This window comes from Dehalococcoidia bacterium, from assembly GCA_035310145.1.
In the GTDB taxonomy this organism is placed as follows: Bacteria; Chloroflexota; Dehalococcoidia; order CAUJGQ01; family CAUJGQ01; genus CALFMN01.
The window spans coordinates 1-15635 of the sequence record DATGEL010000087.1 but is presented as its reverse complement, the minus strand read 5'-3'; the positions used below and the strand labels follow the sequence as shown (position 1 = coordinate 15635).

Here is a 15635-nt window from a genome sequence, read left to right as displayed (position 1 = left end):
GCGCTCGGTGACGGAGACGATCATGATGTTCATGATGCCGATGCCGCCGACGACCAGCGAGATGCCGGCGATCGCGCCCAGCAGGATGGTCAGCACCTGCGTCACGCCGGTCTGCGTCGAGATCTGATCGTCCTGTGTCTGCACCACGAAGTCCGGGTCGGCGACGCGGTGGCGCGTCAGCAGCAGCTGCGTGATCTCGTCCTTCGCCGCAACGATGCTCTTCGCGCCGGTGGCCTGCACCACGATCTGGCTGACGTTGGCGACGCCCCTGGGGTTACGCGGGTTGGCGAGCTGGCGCTGCAAGGTCGTGATCGGCACGAGGATCTGGTCGTCCACGTTGCCGAGCGGCCCGCCGCCCTTGCTCTGCAAGACCCCGGCCACGCGCAGTTGCACCGGCCGCCCGGCGCGCACGCTGATGTTCTGGCCGGTGGGGTCGGCGCTGCCGAACAGCGACTGCGCCACGTTGGCGCCGAGCATCGCCACCGCCGCGTGGGCGTCCAGGTCGTCCTGCGTGAACCAGGCGCCGAGCGCGGCGGGGAAGTTGTGCACGTCGGCGTAGGCCGGCGTCACGCCGGTGATGCGGCTGGCGACGTTCTGGCCCTGGTATACGGTCTGCGCGGTGAAGGGCAGGTTCAACTCGGGTGAGACCGCGGCCGCGTCGGGCACGCTGTTCGGATCGGCGATGGCGGTGGCGTCGTCCAGGGTGAGCGTCGGCGCACTGCCGTTGCCCTGCGAGATGCCGCCCTGGCTCTGCGCGCCCGGCGTGATCGTGATCAGGTTCGAGCCAAGACTCTTGATATTGCTGGCGATCGCCGCCTGGGCGCCGCTGCCGATCGACATCAGCGCGATCACCGCGCCGACGCCGATCACGATGCCCAGCATCGTCAGGCACGAGCGCAGCTTGTTCGCCAGCAACGCCTCTACGGCGATGCGGATCGTTTCCGCCAAGTCCACCGCCCAGCCTCCCGCCGCCGTGCCGGCACGACGGCCACGGCCCTGCCGCCAGCGTAGGCGGCGAGGCTGAGCGGGGTCTGAAGCAGCCCTGAGCAGAGGCTGAGCTGTGGATAAGCAAGCTCTCAGGCGCGTCCGCCGCCGGCGGGTGCTTGCGCGGCGGCGCGTTCTCTCTATGCTGTCGGCAAGCGGGGACGAAGGAGAGCGTGACGATGGCCGAGGGCGCGCTGGCGGGCCTGCGGGTGCTCGAGTGCGGCGAATTGGTGGCCGCCGCCTACGCGGCGAAGCTGCTGGGCCAGTTCGGCGCCGACGTGATCAAGATCGAGCCGACGGAAGGCGACCCGCTGCGCCGCCGCGGGCCCTTTCCCGCCGGCAAGGAGAACCCGGAGACCGGCGGCCTGCACCTCTTTCTGGACCAGGCGAAACGCTCCCTCGTGCTGGACCTGGAGACGGCGGCCGGCCAGCAGCAGTTCCGGCGGCTGGCGGCGGAGGCGGATGTGCTGCTGGCCAGCGGTTCGCCGGCGCGACTCGAGCGGCGCGGGCTGTGCGACGCGGCGCTGCGCGAGGCGAATCCGAACCTGATCGTGACGCTGGTCACGCCGTTTGGGCTCGACGCCGCGGAAGGCCGCGACCTGCCCATGCGCGAGATCAGCGACCTGGCCGCCGGCGGCTGGCTCTGGCTCAGCCCGGGCGCGCTGGAAGACCCGGCGCTGCCGCCGCTGAAGCCGTTCGGCCAGCAAGGTCACTACGTCTGCGGTCTGCACGCCGCCATCGCCACGCTGGCAGCGCTGGCCGCGCGGGACTCCGGCGCGGGCGGCCAGCTGATCGACATCTCCGCGCAGGCCGCGATCGCCAGCCAGGTCGAAAACGCGATTCCGCACTACACCTACGACGGCGTGGTCGCCTCGCGCCTCGGCAACCGCATCGTGGGGCCGTGGGGCGTCCTGCACCTGGCCGACGGCCTGCTCTTCCTCGTGTGCGTCACCGAGGAGGAGTGGCGGCGGCTGCTGGACTTCCTGGGCAATCCCGAGTGGGCGGAAAGCCCGCTCTTCGCCGACCGCCTTGTGCGCGGACCGAACAACGACGCCGTGATGGCCATGCTGGCGGACGCGCTGCAGGACCGCCCGGTGCAGGAGATCTACCATGCCCTGCAGGCGCGGCGCGTGCCCTGCGCCCCGGTGAACGGCATGGCCGACGTGCTGGCCAGCGAGCATCTGCGGGCGCGCGGCTTCTTCGTCGCCCACGACCACCCCGACGCCGGAACCTGGACCTATCCGGGCGCGCCCTGGCAGCTCTCGGCCACCCCCTGGCAGGCGGGCCGCCGCGCCCCGCGCCTCGGCGAGCACGACGGGGAGGTGCTCGGCGCCGCGGAGGGCAGCGAGACCGGGGCAGCGGCTGCAGCCCACGCGACCACGCCCACCCTGTCACCTGTCACCAGTCGGCGATCGCCTACCCGCCTGCCCCTGGCGGGCGTGCGCGTGGCCGACTTCACCTGGGTGGTCGCCGGCCCGGTGCTGACGATGCAGCTCGCGCACCTGGGCGCCGACGTGATCAAGATCGAATCCGCCACCCGGCTCGACACCGGCCGCGCCGCGATTCCCCCGTTCTGGAAGGGCCAGCGCACGCCGAACACGGGCGGCTTCTTCAACCAGTACAGCCAGGGAAAGCGCAGCCTGCAGATCAACGCCCGGCACCCGCGCGCCATGGAGATCCTGCACGAGTTGATCCGGCGTTCCGACATCGTGGCGGACAACTTCGGCGCCGGCGTGATGCCGCGCATGGGTCTCGGCTACGAGGAGCTGAAGCGGATCAAGCCGGACATCATCCAGATCTCGATGGCGGGGTTCGGCCAGAGCGGCCCGCAGGCGGCCTATGTCGGCTACGGCCCGGTGCAGATCCCGCTGATCGGCCTGATGGGCCTCACCGGCTACCGCGGGGGACCACCGCGCGAGGTCGCGATCTCCTACATCGACTACAACGCGGGCCTGCACGGCGCCGTCGCAGTGCTTGCGGCCCTGCACCATCGCCGGCGCAGCGGCGAGGGCCAGTTCATCGACATGTCGCAGTGGGAAGCCGCGATGCCGCTGATCGCTGAAGGGCTGCTGAGCTACCAGATGACCGGCGAGCAACCGCCGCGCATGGAGAGCCGCGACGCCTTCGAGGCGCCGCAAGGCGTCTACCCGTGCGCGGGCGAAGACCGCTGGCTGGCGCTGGCCTGCTGGAGCGACGGCGAGTGGCAGGCGCTGGTGCGGGCGATCGGCCGCGCCGATCTCGCCGCCGATGCGACGCTGGCGAGCCGCGCCGGCCGCAAAGCGCACGAGGATGCGATCGACGCCGCGATTGGCGCCTGGACGCGAGAGCGTGAGGCGGAGCAGGCGGCCGCGGCGCTGCGTGCGGCCGGCATCGCGGCGCAGGTGGTGCAGACGCCGAAGGATTTGGTCGAAGACCCGCGGCTTGCGGCGCGCGACTTCTGGGTGAAGCTGCCGCACCCCGAGTGCACGGGGGCGCAGCACGCCGGACTGCCCTGGCACTTCTCGCGCACGCCGCTGCGGGTGCGCAGCGCGGCGCCGGCGCTGGGTCAGCACACCGACGAGGTGCTGCGCGAGGTGATCGGCCTTAGCCCGGAGCAGATCGCGGAACTGCGTGCCGCCGCCGTCTTCGAGTAGCCGGATGCGTGCCGACGCAGCGCGCGGCCCCGCCCGCGCACCCGCATGAGCAGCGGGCCTGCGGCGAAACGGAAGGTCGGCCGCCGCAGGGGCGTGAGGGCACGCGCAGGGACATCGGAGACGCCGGGCAAGCGAAAGCCCGGCCAAATCGCCGGGTTCCACACCTGCAATCCGGAGCCGAAGAAGGGACTCGAACCCCCGACCCGCTCATTACGAATTGGTTGAACAGCGGTGCAGAGTAGTGCGTCGGGTTGCGTTTCACGCCTACGTGACACCCTGTTCGGGGCGTCGTGGTGCAACCTGTTGCCTCACCGTGGGGGTATGCGTGGGGGTACAGCAACGAACTTGCACATCGCACGATGAAACCTCGACGCAGTAGTTAGCCGCGTGGCTCGCTCCTGCCGCGCGCTGAAGTGGGCGATTACGTGATAGGGCGAATGCCGTAGGCGGTTGAACGCCACATCACAATCGTACGCGCGCTGACGCCATCGCACCGAAACACCGTAAAATGGTAAACCGCCGCGACTGCGCGAACAGCCCGGCGGCAAGGTGAACGGTGTTGGAGGCACCGCGCACAATGACCAGTCTACTGTCTTCGCCGTTTTTCTGTAGCGCCTGCCATAAGCCCTTCCCGCCGGAGCAGTTGCGCGGCGGTCACCCGGGCCTTGAGCCACGCGAAGTGCTCTGCGGGGCATGCGCCGAGAAGCAGCGCCGCCGGTTTGACGCCATGATGGACGCCGTGCGCGCCTCGTGGATCTGCCGGGAGTGCCGACGGTCCGGCGTGGCCTTCACGGGCCTGACGAACGCGAGCGGCCATCTCTGCACCGACTGCTTCAACGACCCGGGGTGGTGGCGCAAAGCGGAGGACGTGCGCCGAGCGCCGACTGAGGCAGCGTGGGCGCCTGGCTACACACCGGAGCCCATAGGCGGCCGTAGCAGACAAATTCCGGAGGATACGAGGTATGTCTACGAGTGCGACATCTGCCGGCCCTACGTCGAGGCGTGTACCAATCACTATGATGGGTTCGTCTCGAAACAGCTGAATTTGCGCAACTTAAAGTGGGAAACGGTCGCACCGGACCTGCGATTCAGTTCGGGTGAACAAGCGCGGAAGCATTACGCGACGCATCAGAACGTGACGGGGCATGTAATCCTCCCCCCACGGCTGATGGCCGCATGGGCGCGGGCCATGGTCGTGGCACACGCCGTCAGGAACCCATCTCCCCATCCACGCCGCAAGGGCTAAATGGCCCAAAACGGCCGAATCCGGATTCGGCCGGACATGAGGCCCTGACGCGCCACACGATGAGTGTGCCGCGCGGTTCCGCATGTTGCCGCGCGGTGATGGGGGATGATTTGTCGGCGATGACGATTACCCAATCCGAGGCCGCTGAACGCCTCTCAGTGAGTCGGTGGACGATCTGGCGGTTGTTGCGCGACGGCGAGCTTGAGGCGGTGCGAATCCGAGGAAAAACCCTCGTCAGCACGCGGAGCGTTGAGGGGCTGATCGAGCGGAGCGTGGCAACCGCTGCGGCTATGGGGGTGCGCTGATGGCGGCGGTACTCGCGACGTTCCGCACATTGGCCCAACACGCACCCGACGGTCTGGTGCCTGATGAGACTCTGACCATTGCACAGCGCCGGCTGCTGAGCCACTACCTGACACCCCGGACCGGGATGTGCGGCTGCCGCGTCTGGCCCGTCGCCGAGCTGTTCGGCGGTGAGCCGTGAGCGCAATTACCTCGGCGCGAGCCAGCCCTGAGAGAACTGCCAGCCCACGCGGCTATGCCGCCGTCAAGGCGCTCGCCAAGCAGTTGCGGCAGCCCATCCCCTCGTTGCTGGCACTGAATCGAGAAAGCGACCCGTTCTTCAGTGGCTCACCCATGCACCACCAGCAGGCCGATTGGTTCGCGGGCCTCTGGCAGCGCTTCGGCTATACGGATGGCGTCCATCTGCGGCGCATGCACTACGAAGTATACGTGCAGCATGATGTGCTGCTGCCCGATGGCCGGCCGTACGAGAACCTGAAGTCGTGCTGGGACTACCTGCAGGACGCTTCCCGTCACGCCCGCTATCTCGGCCGCGTTTCGCCCGATGCCTTCATCGACCAGCGCAATCCAGCGCCGCATGTGTACGTTTCGCACCGCGAGCTGCCCGAGCCGGAAGCGTGGCTGGACGAGCCGTTGCTGTCCATTCCGACGATCACCACCAGTCTGGCGAGCAACCTGCATCTGCGGATGCCCCACGTCTTCATCGACGGCTACACCTACGACCCGGCCGACCAGCCGTATCACATCGAGGTGTTTGCCGAGAAGTCCACGATGGATGACGTGTTGCTGCCCGTTGGCCGCGGCCTCGGCGTCAACCTCGTCACCAGCGTGGGCTACCAGTCCATAACCGGCGCCGTCCGCCTACTCAGGCGCCGCGTGGCATCGGGCAAGCCGGTGCGCATCTTCTATGTCTCGGACTTCGATCACGCCGGCTGGGGCATGCCCACACAGGTCAGCCGGCAACTGCAATTCTGGCTGCCGCACTACCTGGATGAAGAGAACGCCGACATCAAGTTGATTCCGCTCGTGCTCACCCGCGAACAGGTGGACGCCTACCGGCTTCCGAACGAGCCCGGCGACGGCAAGCCCGGCAACATGATCTTCGAGGCGCGGCAGGGGCGCGGCGTGGTGGAATTGGACGCGCTCGAAGCGCTCCATCCAGGCGAGCTGGCGCGCATCGTCCGCGAGGCCATCCGCCCATATGTCGATCACAACCTCGCGGCGCGGCTCGCTGAGGCCGAAGACGCGGCCCGTACCGACGCCGAGGCGATGTGGGAGGCCGCAATCGCCCCGCAGCGGGCCACGCTCAATCAGGTGGCCCGCGATCTGGCCGCGATCCTGGCGCGCTACGAGCAACAGCTCGCGCCGCTCAGCGAGGCGCTCGACGCCGAGTTGGCCCCGCACCGGGCGGCGCTGGAAGCTGTGCGGCATGCGGTACAAGTCGAAAGGGAGCGCTTCGCGCCGAACTTCCCGCCACGCCCTGAGCCAGAGCGCGTCTGGGATGACGAAGATGACTGGCTCTACGACAGCGGCCGGAGCTACCTCGACCAATTGACCTCCTACAAGCGGCGCGCGGGCGACGCCGGGGAGGTGGCCTCGTGAACGCCGCCGCTCAGCTCCGCAGGCAGGCCGCGGGTAGCGACCCGCTGGCCCGCCGGGTCGCGCGCGAACAACTCGCCCGGCTCCAACAGCCGGGCCGAGCGCACCCTGACAATGCCCCGCCGCCGAGCCGCTGGGCACACGTGCCGCTGGCCGAGCTGTTCGAGGCCACGGGCAACACGGTACGCCCGCACGGCCGCGGCCGGCTCGACTGCGGCCACGAGCCGCTGCACGGCAGCAAGAGCGGGCGCTGCGTGATCATCGACCCGAGCGCCGGCCGCTGGTGGTGTCTCTCCTGTCGGCGCAGCGGCGACGCCGCCAGCTTCCTGATGGCGTTGCACGGCTGGCCTTACCGCCGCGCCGCGCCGTGGCTCAGCGCCCGCTACGGCCCGCCGGCCGACGCCCGCGATCTCGGGGTGCGGGTGGAGGTGACGCCATGACCGTCACCTTCGACGCCGGCCAGTTCCGCCGCAGAGGCGGCTATGTCTACGGCGTGGTGCGTGTGCTGGAGCACGGCGCCCAGGTGTTCGCGGATGGCGTGAACCTGACCACCCACAAAGGCCGCGCCGCTTTCGGTGACGCCCTCGCCGGCCGGCTCAACGGCACCTGTCCCGACCCGGCCACCGTGGAAGCCCGCCTGCTGGAGATCCTGGCCGCGGCCGAGTCCGCGCTGGATGCGGCCGCGCCGGCCGGCGCCGCTGACGGGGATGGGGACACGTCCGACACGCCGCCCGCACCCGGCGGCCGTGGCCCCTCGCAGGCAACACGGCTCGTGCGTCTCGCGGCCGAGCTGGGCATCGACCTGTTCCACACCCCCGACGAACGCGGCTTCGCCACCTATCCGATCGGTGACCACCGCGAGACGCGGCCACTGCGTTCCGGCGCGTTCCGGCGCTATCTGGCCGGGGAGCTGTACCGGGCGGAAGGCGCGACGCCGGGCGGGCAGGCGCTTCAGGACGCGCTCACGGTGTTGGACGGGCAGGCGTACCACGCTGGCCCCGAACAGCCGGTGTTCTTGCGCGTGGCCGAAGCCGGCGGCGCCCTGTACCTCGATCTGGCCGATGACGGCTGGCACGCCGTCGCCATCACGGCCGCGGGCTGGCGTGTGGTGTCTGACCCGCCGGTGCGCTTCTGGCGGCCGGCGCACACGCAGGCGTTGCCGGAGCCGCTGCCCGGTGGGGACGTGTCCACGCTGCGCCGCTACGTCAACGTGGGCAGCGACGATGATTTCCTGCTGCTGGTGACGTGGCTCTTGCAGGCGTTTCGCGGCCGCGGGCCGTACCCGGTGCTCGCGCTGTTGGGCGGACAGGGGCGCGCCAAGAGCACCACCGGGCGCGTGCTGAAGGAGCTGCTTGATCCCGCCGTGCCGCCGCTGCGCGCCGAGCCGCGTGAGCCGCGCGATCTGGCCGTGGCGGCGAATAACACCTGGCTGCTCTCCTACGACAACTTCAGCCGCCTGCCCGGCTGGCTCTCCGATGCGCTCTGCCGGCTCTCCACCGGCGGCGGCTTCGGCACGCGGCAGATGTACAGCGACGATGAGGAGCGCGTGTTCGACGCGATGCGGCCGGTGCTGCTGACGGGCATCACCGACTTCATCGAGCGGGGCGACCTGCTGGATCGCGCCCTGCTGCTCTACCCGCCGCCGCTGCATACCACCGTGCCGGAACGGCAGTTCTGGCCTGCGTTCGAGCACGAGCGGCCGCGGCTGCTCGGCGCGCTGTTCGACGCCCTCAGCGCCGGGCTGCGCAATGAACCCCAGGTCAGCATCGCCCGGCCGCCGCGCATGGCGGACTACGCGTGCTGGGGCGCGGCGCTGGCCCCGGCGCTCGGCGCAACGGCCGAAATCTTCCTCGCCGCCTACACCGGCAACCGGGCCGACGCCACGGCGCTGCCGCTGGACGATTCGCCACTCGTGAAGCCGCTCACGGCGTTCATGCGCGACTTCGCGGCCGCGGCGCCGTGGGAGGGCACGGCGACGGAGTTGCTGGCGAAGCTCGGGGAGTACCTGAGCGAGACAGAACTGAAGCGCCTGCCGGCCGGCTGGCCGAAGCAAGCGAATCAGCTCACCAACGCGCTGCGGCGGCTGGCGCCGAGCCTCGCCGCGATCGCAATCGGGGTGGAGTTTGAGCGGGCGCCGCACAGCCGCACCCGGCTGATTCGGTTGTGGTGGATGCAGGAACCACCCGATTCAGAAGAAGCGGGTAATCCATCGTCCCCATCGTCCCCATCGTCCCCGTTGCCGCCCGACGGGACGGATTCACGCGTGGACGGGGCCGGTTTGGGGGACGATCCTCGCTGCACGGGGGACGATGCCCACACCGATCCATCGTCCCCCAAGAGGGGGCATCGTCCCCCATCGTCCCCCGATCGGGCCGATTCCACGCCTGAAACGCCGTCCGGGGACGATGGGGACGATGGGGACGATCTTTTCCGCTCCTGTTCTAAAACGGCGACGGCAACCAACGCGGCAGCCGCGCCCGGCACCGCCTGCCCCACCGCGCCCGCGTTCGAGCGCATCACCGACGCCACGCGGCTGCGTGCCGTGCTGCCGGAGTTGGCCCGCGCGCCGCTGCTGGGCCTGGACACAGAAACGACCGGCCTTGACCCACACCGCGACCGGCTCAGGCTCCTTCAGCTCGCCACGCCGGAGCGGGTGTACGTGGTGGACGCCTTCCATGTCGAGCCCCGACTGTTGGCGCCGCTCTTCGCCGGCCCCGACAGCCCGCGCCTGGCCGGCCACAACCTCGCCTTTGACCTGCGCTTCCTGATGGCCGCCGAGCTGCCCGTGCCGGACGGCGCACGGCTGTTCGATACGATGCTGGCCGCACAACTGCTTGCGGCCGGTGAGCCGAGCGAACGCGGCACGTTCACGCTGGCGACGGTGGCTGACCGCTGCGCCGGCCTGACGCTGGATAAGACGGAGCAGCGAAGCGATTGGAGCGGCCCGCTGACCGACGCGCAGCTTCGCTACGCCACGCTCGATGCGGCGGTGCTGCTGCCGCTGGCCGAACGCCTTCAGGCTGAACTCCACGCCGCGCGCCTTGAGCGGGTGGCGGACATCGAGATGCGGGCGCTGCCGGCGCTGGCCTGGCTCACGCACACCGGCGCCCCTTTCGACGCCGATCGCTGGCTTGCGCTCAGTAACGCCGCCGTGGCCGAGCGGTTGACGCTGGGCGACGACCTGACGAAGGCGGCCGGAACCGGGGACATGTTCGAGCACAGCACGATCAACTGGGATAGCCCCGCCCAGGTGGCGGCACTGCTGCGCGCGCGCGGGCACGACGTGCCGCGCGCCGACGAAGCGACGCTCACGGCGCTCGCGGCCGCCGAGCCGCTGGCGCCCCTGCTGTTGCGCTACCGCGACGCCAGCAAGCGCGCCGGCACGTACGGGATTACCTTCCTGGAACACGTCACGGAGACGACTGGCCGCATTCACGCCGACTATCGCCAGCTTGGCGCGGCCAGCGGGCGCATGGCCTGCACCCGGCCGAATCTGCAAAACATCCCCCGCGACCCGGCCTATCGCGCCTGCTTTCGCCCGGCGCCGGGCCGCGTGCTTATCAAAGCGGATTACTCACAGATCGAGTTGCGCCTCGCCGCGCAGATCAGCAGCGACGCCGCCCTGCGTTCGGCCTTCGCGCGCGGTGACGATCTGCACGCCCGCACGGCGGCAGCGGTGCTGAGCAAAGCAGCGGACGCCGTGACGAAAGATGAACGGCAGCTTGCGAAGGCGCTCAACTTCGGCCTGACCTTCGGCATGGGCGCGACGGCGCTGCGCGAGTACGTCACCGGCTACGGCGTCACGCTGAGTCAGCCCGAGGCCGTCCGTTTCCGAGACGCCTTCTTCCGCGCCTACCCCGGTCTGCGCGCCTGGCACGAACGCGAAGGCCGCGGCAAGGACACCGAAACGCGAACGCTGACCGGCCGGCGGCGGCTCGGTGTCGAGAAGTTCACGGAGAGGCTGAACAGTCCGGTGCAGGGCAGCGGCGCCGACGTGCTCAAGCTGGCGCTGGCGCGCCTGTGGGAAGACCGGGCGGCGCAGCCGGCCGCCGCGCCGGTGTTGTGTGTGCATGACGAGATCGTGATCGAGTGCGACGCGGGCGAGGCCGAAGCAGTTGCGGCATGGCTGCGCGGCCACATGGAGGCGGCCGGCGCCGAGTTGGTGCCCGACGTGCCGATCGCCTGCGACGTGACCATTGCCCAGGACTGGGCGGGAAGCCCGCTGTAAAGCAGCGGAGGAACAGCCATGCCAGTGCGAGGAAGGCCATTCGCGAGGGGCCAGAGCGGCAACCCCCGCGGCCGGCCGCGGCGCGGTGCCGCCGTCGCCGACTTTCTGCGCTACGAACTGGCGCGGCCTACCGGCGAAGACGGCAAGGCAACGCGGGCGCAGGAACTGGCGCGCGTGCTGGTGGCGAAGGCACTCGACGGCGACGTGGCCGCCATCCGCACCGTATTAGAGCGGGTGGACGGCAAGGTGCCCGAGCCGCTCATGCTCCCCGGCCGCGTCGCGCCCGTCCTGTTCACGCTCAAGCTCGGAGAGCGCGATGACGACGGCGACTAGCTTCGTCTACGAACGGCCCTGGCTCTACCCGCAGCAGCTTGCGGCCATCTTCTGCCCCGAGCGCTACGCCATCATCGAGGCCTCAACCAAGAGCGGCAAGACGGTCGGCTGCATGGCGTGGCTTTCCGAGCAGGCGATGGCGGGCGCCGCCGGCCGCGCCTACTGGTGGGTCGCGCCCTACTACCCCGTCGCCCGCATCGCCTATCGCCGGCTGAAACGCGGCTTCCCGCCCGCGGTCTACGTGGCGAACGAGACGGAACTGACGCTGACGCTCGCCAACGGCGCCGTGCTGGCGTTCAAGAGCGCCGAGAAGCCCGATGCGCTCTACGGAGAAGATGTCTACGCCGCGGTGATCGATGAGGCGACGCGCTGCAAGGAAGAGGCGTGGCACGCGCTGCGCAGCACGCTCACAGCGACGCGCGGGCCGGTGCGCATCATCGGCAACGTCAAGGGCCGGCGCAACTGGGCCTACCGGCTGGCACGGCGGGCCGAAGCGGGCGAGCCGGCCATGCACTACGCCCGCATCACCGCGCATGACGCGGTGGCCGCCGGCGTGCTCGATGCTGCGGAGATTGACGACGCCCGGCGGCAACTGCCGGAGAACGTGTTTCGCGAACTGTATCTGGCCGAGCCATCGGACGATGAAGGCAACCCGTTCGGCCCCGCGGCGATCGCCGCCGGCGTCTCGCCGCTCAGTGCGGCCGAGCCGGTGTGCTGGGGCTGGGACGTGGCCAAGTCGCACGATTGGACTGTGGGGATCGCGCTTGACGCCGATGGCGTGGTCTGCCGCTTCGTGCGGTGGCAGAAACCGTGGCAGGAGACGATCGACGGTATCCGGCAGGCGACGGGCCGCACGCGGACGCTGGTGGACAGTACCGGCGTGGGCGATCCAATCCTCGAAGCGCTGCAACGCGGCGGCGCCGGGCACTTCACCGGCTTTCACTTCAGCCAGGCCAGCAAACAGCAGCTCATGGAAGGGCTCGCCGTCGCGATCCAGCGGGGGGAGATCCACTTCCCTGAAGGCGTGATCCGGAGCGAGTTGGAAGCGTTCGAGTACGAGTACACGCGCACCGGCGTACGCTACAGCGCGCCGGCAGGGATGCACGACGATTGCGTGTGTGCCCTGGCCCTCGCTGTGGCGCACCGACCGAGGCGGGTTCAGATGGTGGCGCCGGTCGGCATTCCCAAAGCGAGCGTGTGGGGCGCGGCTGCCGGCTCGGCATGGCGGTGACGGACGGCGCACGCTGGCGCAGGCGCAGCAGCGGCCGGCGTTTTCGGCGCCGTGGTAGGCCGCGACCCGAAATTCTGGGCTCTGAGCCTATCCGCCCGGTCTACCCTCGAGATCGCCGAGGAGCGCCGCACGCCACACATTGATCGCGGCGAACTCGCGCTCCTCAGGGTCAAACACGATGTCGCAGCGACCGCAGTAGTAGAGCTTCTGCCAGCGCTGCATCTGGCGCCGATGCCGCTCCACTTTCAGGCGAGTCTCGCGCGTATAATGCCCGAACATCGAAGCGAGACAGCCCAGTGCTGGCGGCGGCGGCGGTGCGAGCTGCGTCACCAGCGTCGTCTTGGTCTTCGCGCGCGCACTGATCCCGCCGCTTACTGCCGTGGTTGCGGTTCCCCCGGCCACGATCGCGGTGAGTTTCTTGACCTCGGCGAGATCACCACACTGGGGGCAGGCAAGGCCGCTCGCGGGTGCGGCGGGTGCGTCCGCGTAGGGCGTCGCCACCGGCCGATCATCGATGTAAGCCGCACCGCAGTGGCCGCAGTTCGGCTCATCCGTCCAAGACGACCACTGGCAGACAGGACAAGTCCGGGAAGTCGGCATGGCGGGGTGTCTCCGTGCGTCGTTTCCCGGCGAATGCCGTATGCGCCGCCACACAGCCGGCCTAGAGAGTGTCTGATAAACCGGCCCCGGGGTCATTACCCGCACTCAAATTCCAACTTCGAGGTTCTGCCCCGCGCATGGCTAGCGACGCGAGAGCGCCGAAATCGGCTGGTGAATGGCCTTCGGAATATTTGTCAGACACGCCCTAGGCGCGCTGTGGGAGAGTGTACAGCGGACCAGTGTGACGATTATCGGCGCGGATGCAGAGCTTGTGTGGGACACACCGGCTCTGGCACAGGCCGCGCGTAGCTGGCCGCGATCGGATGGCCGATCGCGCGGGGCCGGCACCGCGTTGGAAAACAATCGCAGCCGATCTGTAAAACACACCGGAACAGGTAATGCCGACCTTACCGCGCGTCGGCGCCGGGCGACTGCCCGGCGATCGGCATGGTGATCATGCGGCCTCCCTCCAGAGGCGCGGTTGTTGACAAACGTTGACATCGCGGTAGCAGTTGGCGCAGCGGATGAAGACGGGAAAGGCGCCGAGATACGGCGCGACCAGCACGCCGCGGCCACACCGCCGGCAGGGGACATGCGTGCGGGGCAGGGGCGCGGGTGTGGCACTCATGCCGCCCGCCTTTCCGCGGCCGTCGTCTCGCGGAGCAGATGCACCAGCGCGGCGTGCCACACATCGGCGCCAAGCGGCCGTGTGCCGCAGTTCGTGCAGACTTCGGAGCGCCCCCACGCCGTCCAGTGGCGCGGGTCGCAGTCGAGCAGGCAGAGCACGGGGACGGCGGCGCCGGCGCGGCGGGCAGCACGCAGCACGCCCGCCATCTCGGCACAGCGGATGACCAGTTCCTCGAAGTCGTAGGTGGCAAGGGTGCTCAGCGTCGCCATCGCTGCACCCCCTACGCCGCGCGGCGGGCGCGGCCGCCGATGTGGAATAGGTGCACGGCGGGAGCCGCCGGGGTGGGCGGCTCCGGAACACTGGCACCTGAGGCGGGGACGATCACGGCGGCCGGGCGGGTGTAGAAGGCGGGGAAGCGGCTGAGCGCCGTAGCAAGGTGGTAACACCGGCTGTAATGCGTGAAGCCGGGGCAGGTGCAGGCCGGGGAGTCGCCCAGCGTCACCACGTAGCGGGACACACCGTTTGAGCTGAGCGCATGGACTTCGCCGCTGTCCGGGTGCTGGTGGAGCCGGGCCACCTTCGAGGCGCTAGACTGGCGCCGGGGGGATGCGGTGGTCATGTCACCCTTCCTCTCGTTGCCGGCCGGGTGTTTGCAGCGCCCGACCGGCCTCTCTCTTACAAGACCATCATAGCCGTTCATATACCATGATGTCAAGCGCATTGACGTAACTTAACCGTAAATCTTGAGCCGTCACGTCTATTCATGTACCATACAGGCACAGGAGAAGTGGTAATGGTAGACACAACCCTCTTGAGCGTGGAAGACGTAGCAGAACGGGTAAAAGCAAGTCCGGCGACGGTGCGGCGCTGGCTACGCAGCGGCCAACTGCGGGGCATACGGCTCGGCGGCCGCAAGTTGGGCTGGCGCATCAGCGAAGCGGAGCTACGCCGCTTCTTGGAGGCGGCCGCCGATCATGAGGACGAGGACGGCGAATGATGGCGAAGCGTAACGACGGTGAAGGCAGCGTCCGTGAGCGGCCAAACGGCCTGTTCGAAGCCCGGCTGCGGCTGCCGGACGGCACGCGCCGCTCTTTCTACGGCAAGACGCGCAAGGAGGTAGTTGGAAAGCTGCATGAGGCGCAGCGTACGGTCGAGCAAGGCCACGTGCCCGCGCCCGCGCGGCTCATGCTCGGCGACTTCCTCGAAGACTACTTCGTAACCGCACCCCCGCCGGGGCTCGCCCCGAAGACCCTGCAGCACTACCGCATGGCTGTGAAGCACTACATCGCGCCGGCACTGGGCAAGCTGAAGCTGCGCGATGTGACCCGGCCGCGCGTGCAGGCGATGCTCAATGGCCTCAGCGAACGCGGGTTGAGCGCAGCTACCGTGATCCACGCGCGCGCGACACTCTCCGTGGCGCTGGAGAAGGCGCGCGGTGACGGACTCGTGACCGACAACGCCGCAAAGCGCGCCGAGACGCCGACCCTGACCCGCCGCAAGGTCAAGGCGCTGAGCCCAGCGGACGCCCGCGGCATCCTCGATGCGTTCACCGGCCACTACCTCGAACCGCTGGTGACGGTGGCGCTTGGTACGGGTGCGCGCCAGGCCGAGCTGCTGGGACTCAGTTGGGAAGACGTGAAGCTGGACGCCGGCACGATCACGATCGACAAGCAGTTGCAGCGGGTGGAGGGCGAGTACCGCCTGACACGGCCGAAGAGCGAGACAAGCAACCGCACGCTGACGCTGCCGCCGGTGGCCGTGGAGGCGCTGCGCCGCGAGCGCGTGCGCCAGATGGAGGCGCGGCTTGTTGCCGGCGATGCCTGGGAAGGGTCCGGCCGCGTGTTCGTGAC

The 15635-nt window shown here is 69.5% G+C and carries 15 protein-coding genes; 10 read left to right on the top strand and 5 right to left on the bottom strand.

From position 1 onward, the window contains the following. Nucleotides 1–954 (bottom strand): ABC transporter permease (locus VKV26_16285; GenBank protein ID HLZ71461.1); only part of this gene is annotated, 954 nt, incomplete at its 3' end. Nucleotides 955–1163: 209 nt separating this feature from the next. On the opposite strand from VKV26_16285, the gene VKV26_16280 reads away from it, so the two are divergent. The 8 genes from VKV26_16280 (at nucleotide 1164) to VKV26_16245 (ending at nucleotide 12557) form a co-directional block, all read left to right on the top strand. After that, nucleotides 1164–3617 carry a CoA transferase gene (locus VKV26_16280; GenBank protein HLZ71460.1) on the top strand — a complete coding sequence of 818 codons (2454 nt, stop codon included), beginning with the start codon at nucleotides 1164–1166 and terminating at the stop codon, nucleotides 3615–3617. A gap of 1176 nt (nucleotides 3618–4793) precedes the next feature. Further along, entirely contained in the window at nucleotides 4794–5168 is a 375-nt protein-coding gene (locus VKV26_16275) for an excisionase family DNA-binding protein (GenBank protein ID HLZ71459.1), read from the top strand. Continuing rightward, nucleotides 5168–5347: a hypothetical protein gene (locus tag VKV26_16270; protein ID HLZ71458.1), complete on the top strand. Its 180-nt coding sequence runs from the start codon at nucleotides 5168–5170 to the stop codon at nucleotides 5345–5347. The genes VKV26_16275 and VKV26_16270 overlap by 1 nt, the downstream gene beginning before the upstream one ends. Then, nucleotides 5344–6768 (top strand): hypothetical protein, encoded by a 1425-nt coding sequence (locus tag VKV26_16265; protein HLZ71457.1) that lies wholly within the window; start codon nucleotides 5344–5346, stop codon nucleotides 6766–6768. Before VKV26_16270 ends, VKV26_16265 begins: the two co-directional genes overlap by 4 nt. Next, nucleotides 6765–7205 (top strand): hypothetical protein, encoded by a 441-nt coding sequence (locus VKV26_16260; GenBank protein ID HLZ71456.1) that lies wholly within the window; start codon nucleotides 6765–6767, stop codon nucleotides 7203–7205. The genes VKV26_16265 and VKV26_16260 overlap by 4 nt, the downstream gene beginning before the upstream one ends. Further along, nucleotides 7202–10993 (top strand): DNA polymerase, encoded by a 3792-nt coding sequence (locus tag VKV26_16255; GenBank protein ID HLZ71455.1) that lies wholly within the window; start codon nucleotides 7202–7204, stop codon nucleotides 10991–10993. The genes VKV26_16260 and VKV26_16255 overlap by 4 nt, the downstream gene beginning before the upstream one ends. An 18-nt stretch (nucleotides 10994–11011) precedes the next feature. Beyond that, nucleotides 11012–11326 (top strand): DUF5681 domain-containing protein, encoded by a 315-nt coding sequence (locus VKV26_16250; GenBank protein ID HLZ71454.1) that lies wholly within the window; start codon nucleotides 11012–11014, stop codon nucleotides 11324–11326. Beyond that, nucleotides 11310–12557: a terminase family protein gene (locus VKV26_16245; GenBank protein ID HLZ71453.1), complete on the top strand. Its 1248-nt coding sequence runs from the start codon at nucleotides 11310–11312 to the stop codon at nucleotides 12555–12557. Before VKV26_16250 ends, VKV26_16245 begins: the two co-directional genes overlap by 17 nt. A gap of 87 nt (nucleotides 12558–12644) precedes the next feature. On the opposite strand, the gene VKV26_16240 is transcribed toward VKV26_16245, so the two are convergent. From VKV26_16240 to VKV26_16225, 4 genes are all read right to left on the bottom strand, one after another. Then, complete coding sequence (locus VKV26_16240) at nucleotides 12645–13058, bottom strand: hypothetical protein (protein HLZ71452.1); 414 nt, start codon at nucleotides 13056–13058, stop codon at nucleotides 12645–12647. A 553-nt stretch (nucleotides 13059–13611) separates the two neighbouring features. Continuing rightward, the gene (locus VKV26_16235; GenBank protein ID HLZ71451.1) at nucleotides 13612–13785 is read right to left on the bottom strand and encodes a hypothetical protein; all 174 of its coding nucleotides are present in this window, start codon (nucleotides 13783–13785) and stop codon (nucleotides 13612–13614) included. Then, nucleotides 13782–14054, bottom strand: coding sequence for a hypothetical protein (locus VKV26_16230; GenBank protein HLZ71450.1), 273 nt, complete (start codon nucleotides 14052–14054; stop codon nucleotides 13782–13784). Before VKV26_16230 ends, VKV26_16235 begins: the two co-directional genes overlap by 4 nt. Nucleotides 14055–14065: 11 nt before the next feature. Then, nucleotides 14066–14404, bottom strand: a complete 339-nt coding sequence (locus VKV26_16225) for an SWIM zinc finger family protein (protein HLZ71449.1) — start codon at nucleotides 14402–14404, stop codon at nucleotides 14066–14068. 174 nt (nucleotides 14405–14578) lie between these two features. On the opposite strand from VKV26_16225, the gene VKV26_16220 reads away from it, so the two are divergent. Together VKV26_16220 and VKV26_16215 are read left to right on the top strand one after the other, a co-directional pair. Further along, entirely contained in the window at nucleotides 14579–14782 is a 204-nt protein-coding gene (locus VKV26_16220) for a helix-turn-helix domain-containing protein (GenBank protein HLZ71448.1), read from the top strand. After that, nucleotides 14782–15635, top strand: an 854-nt coding sequence (locus VKV26_16215) for a site-specific integrase (GenBank protein HLZ71447.1), incomplete at its 3' end; no start/stop codon positions are given. The genes VKV26_16220 and VKV26_16215, both read left to right, overlap by 1 nt.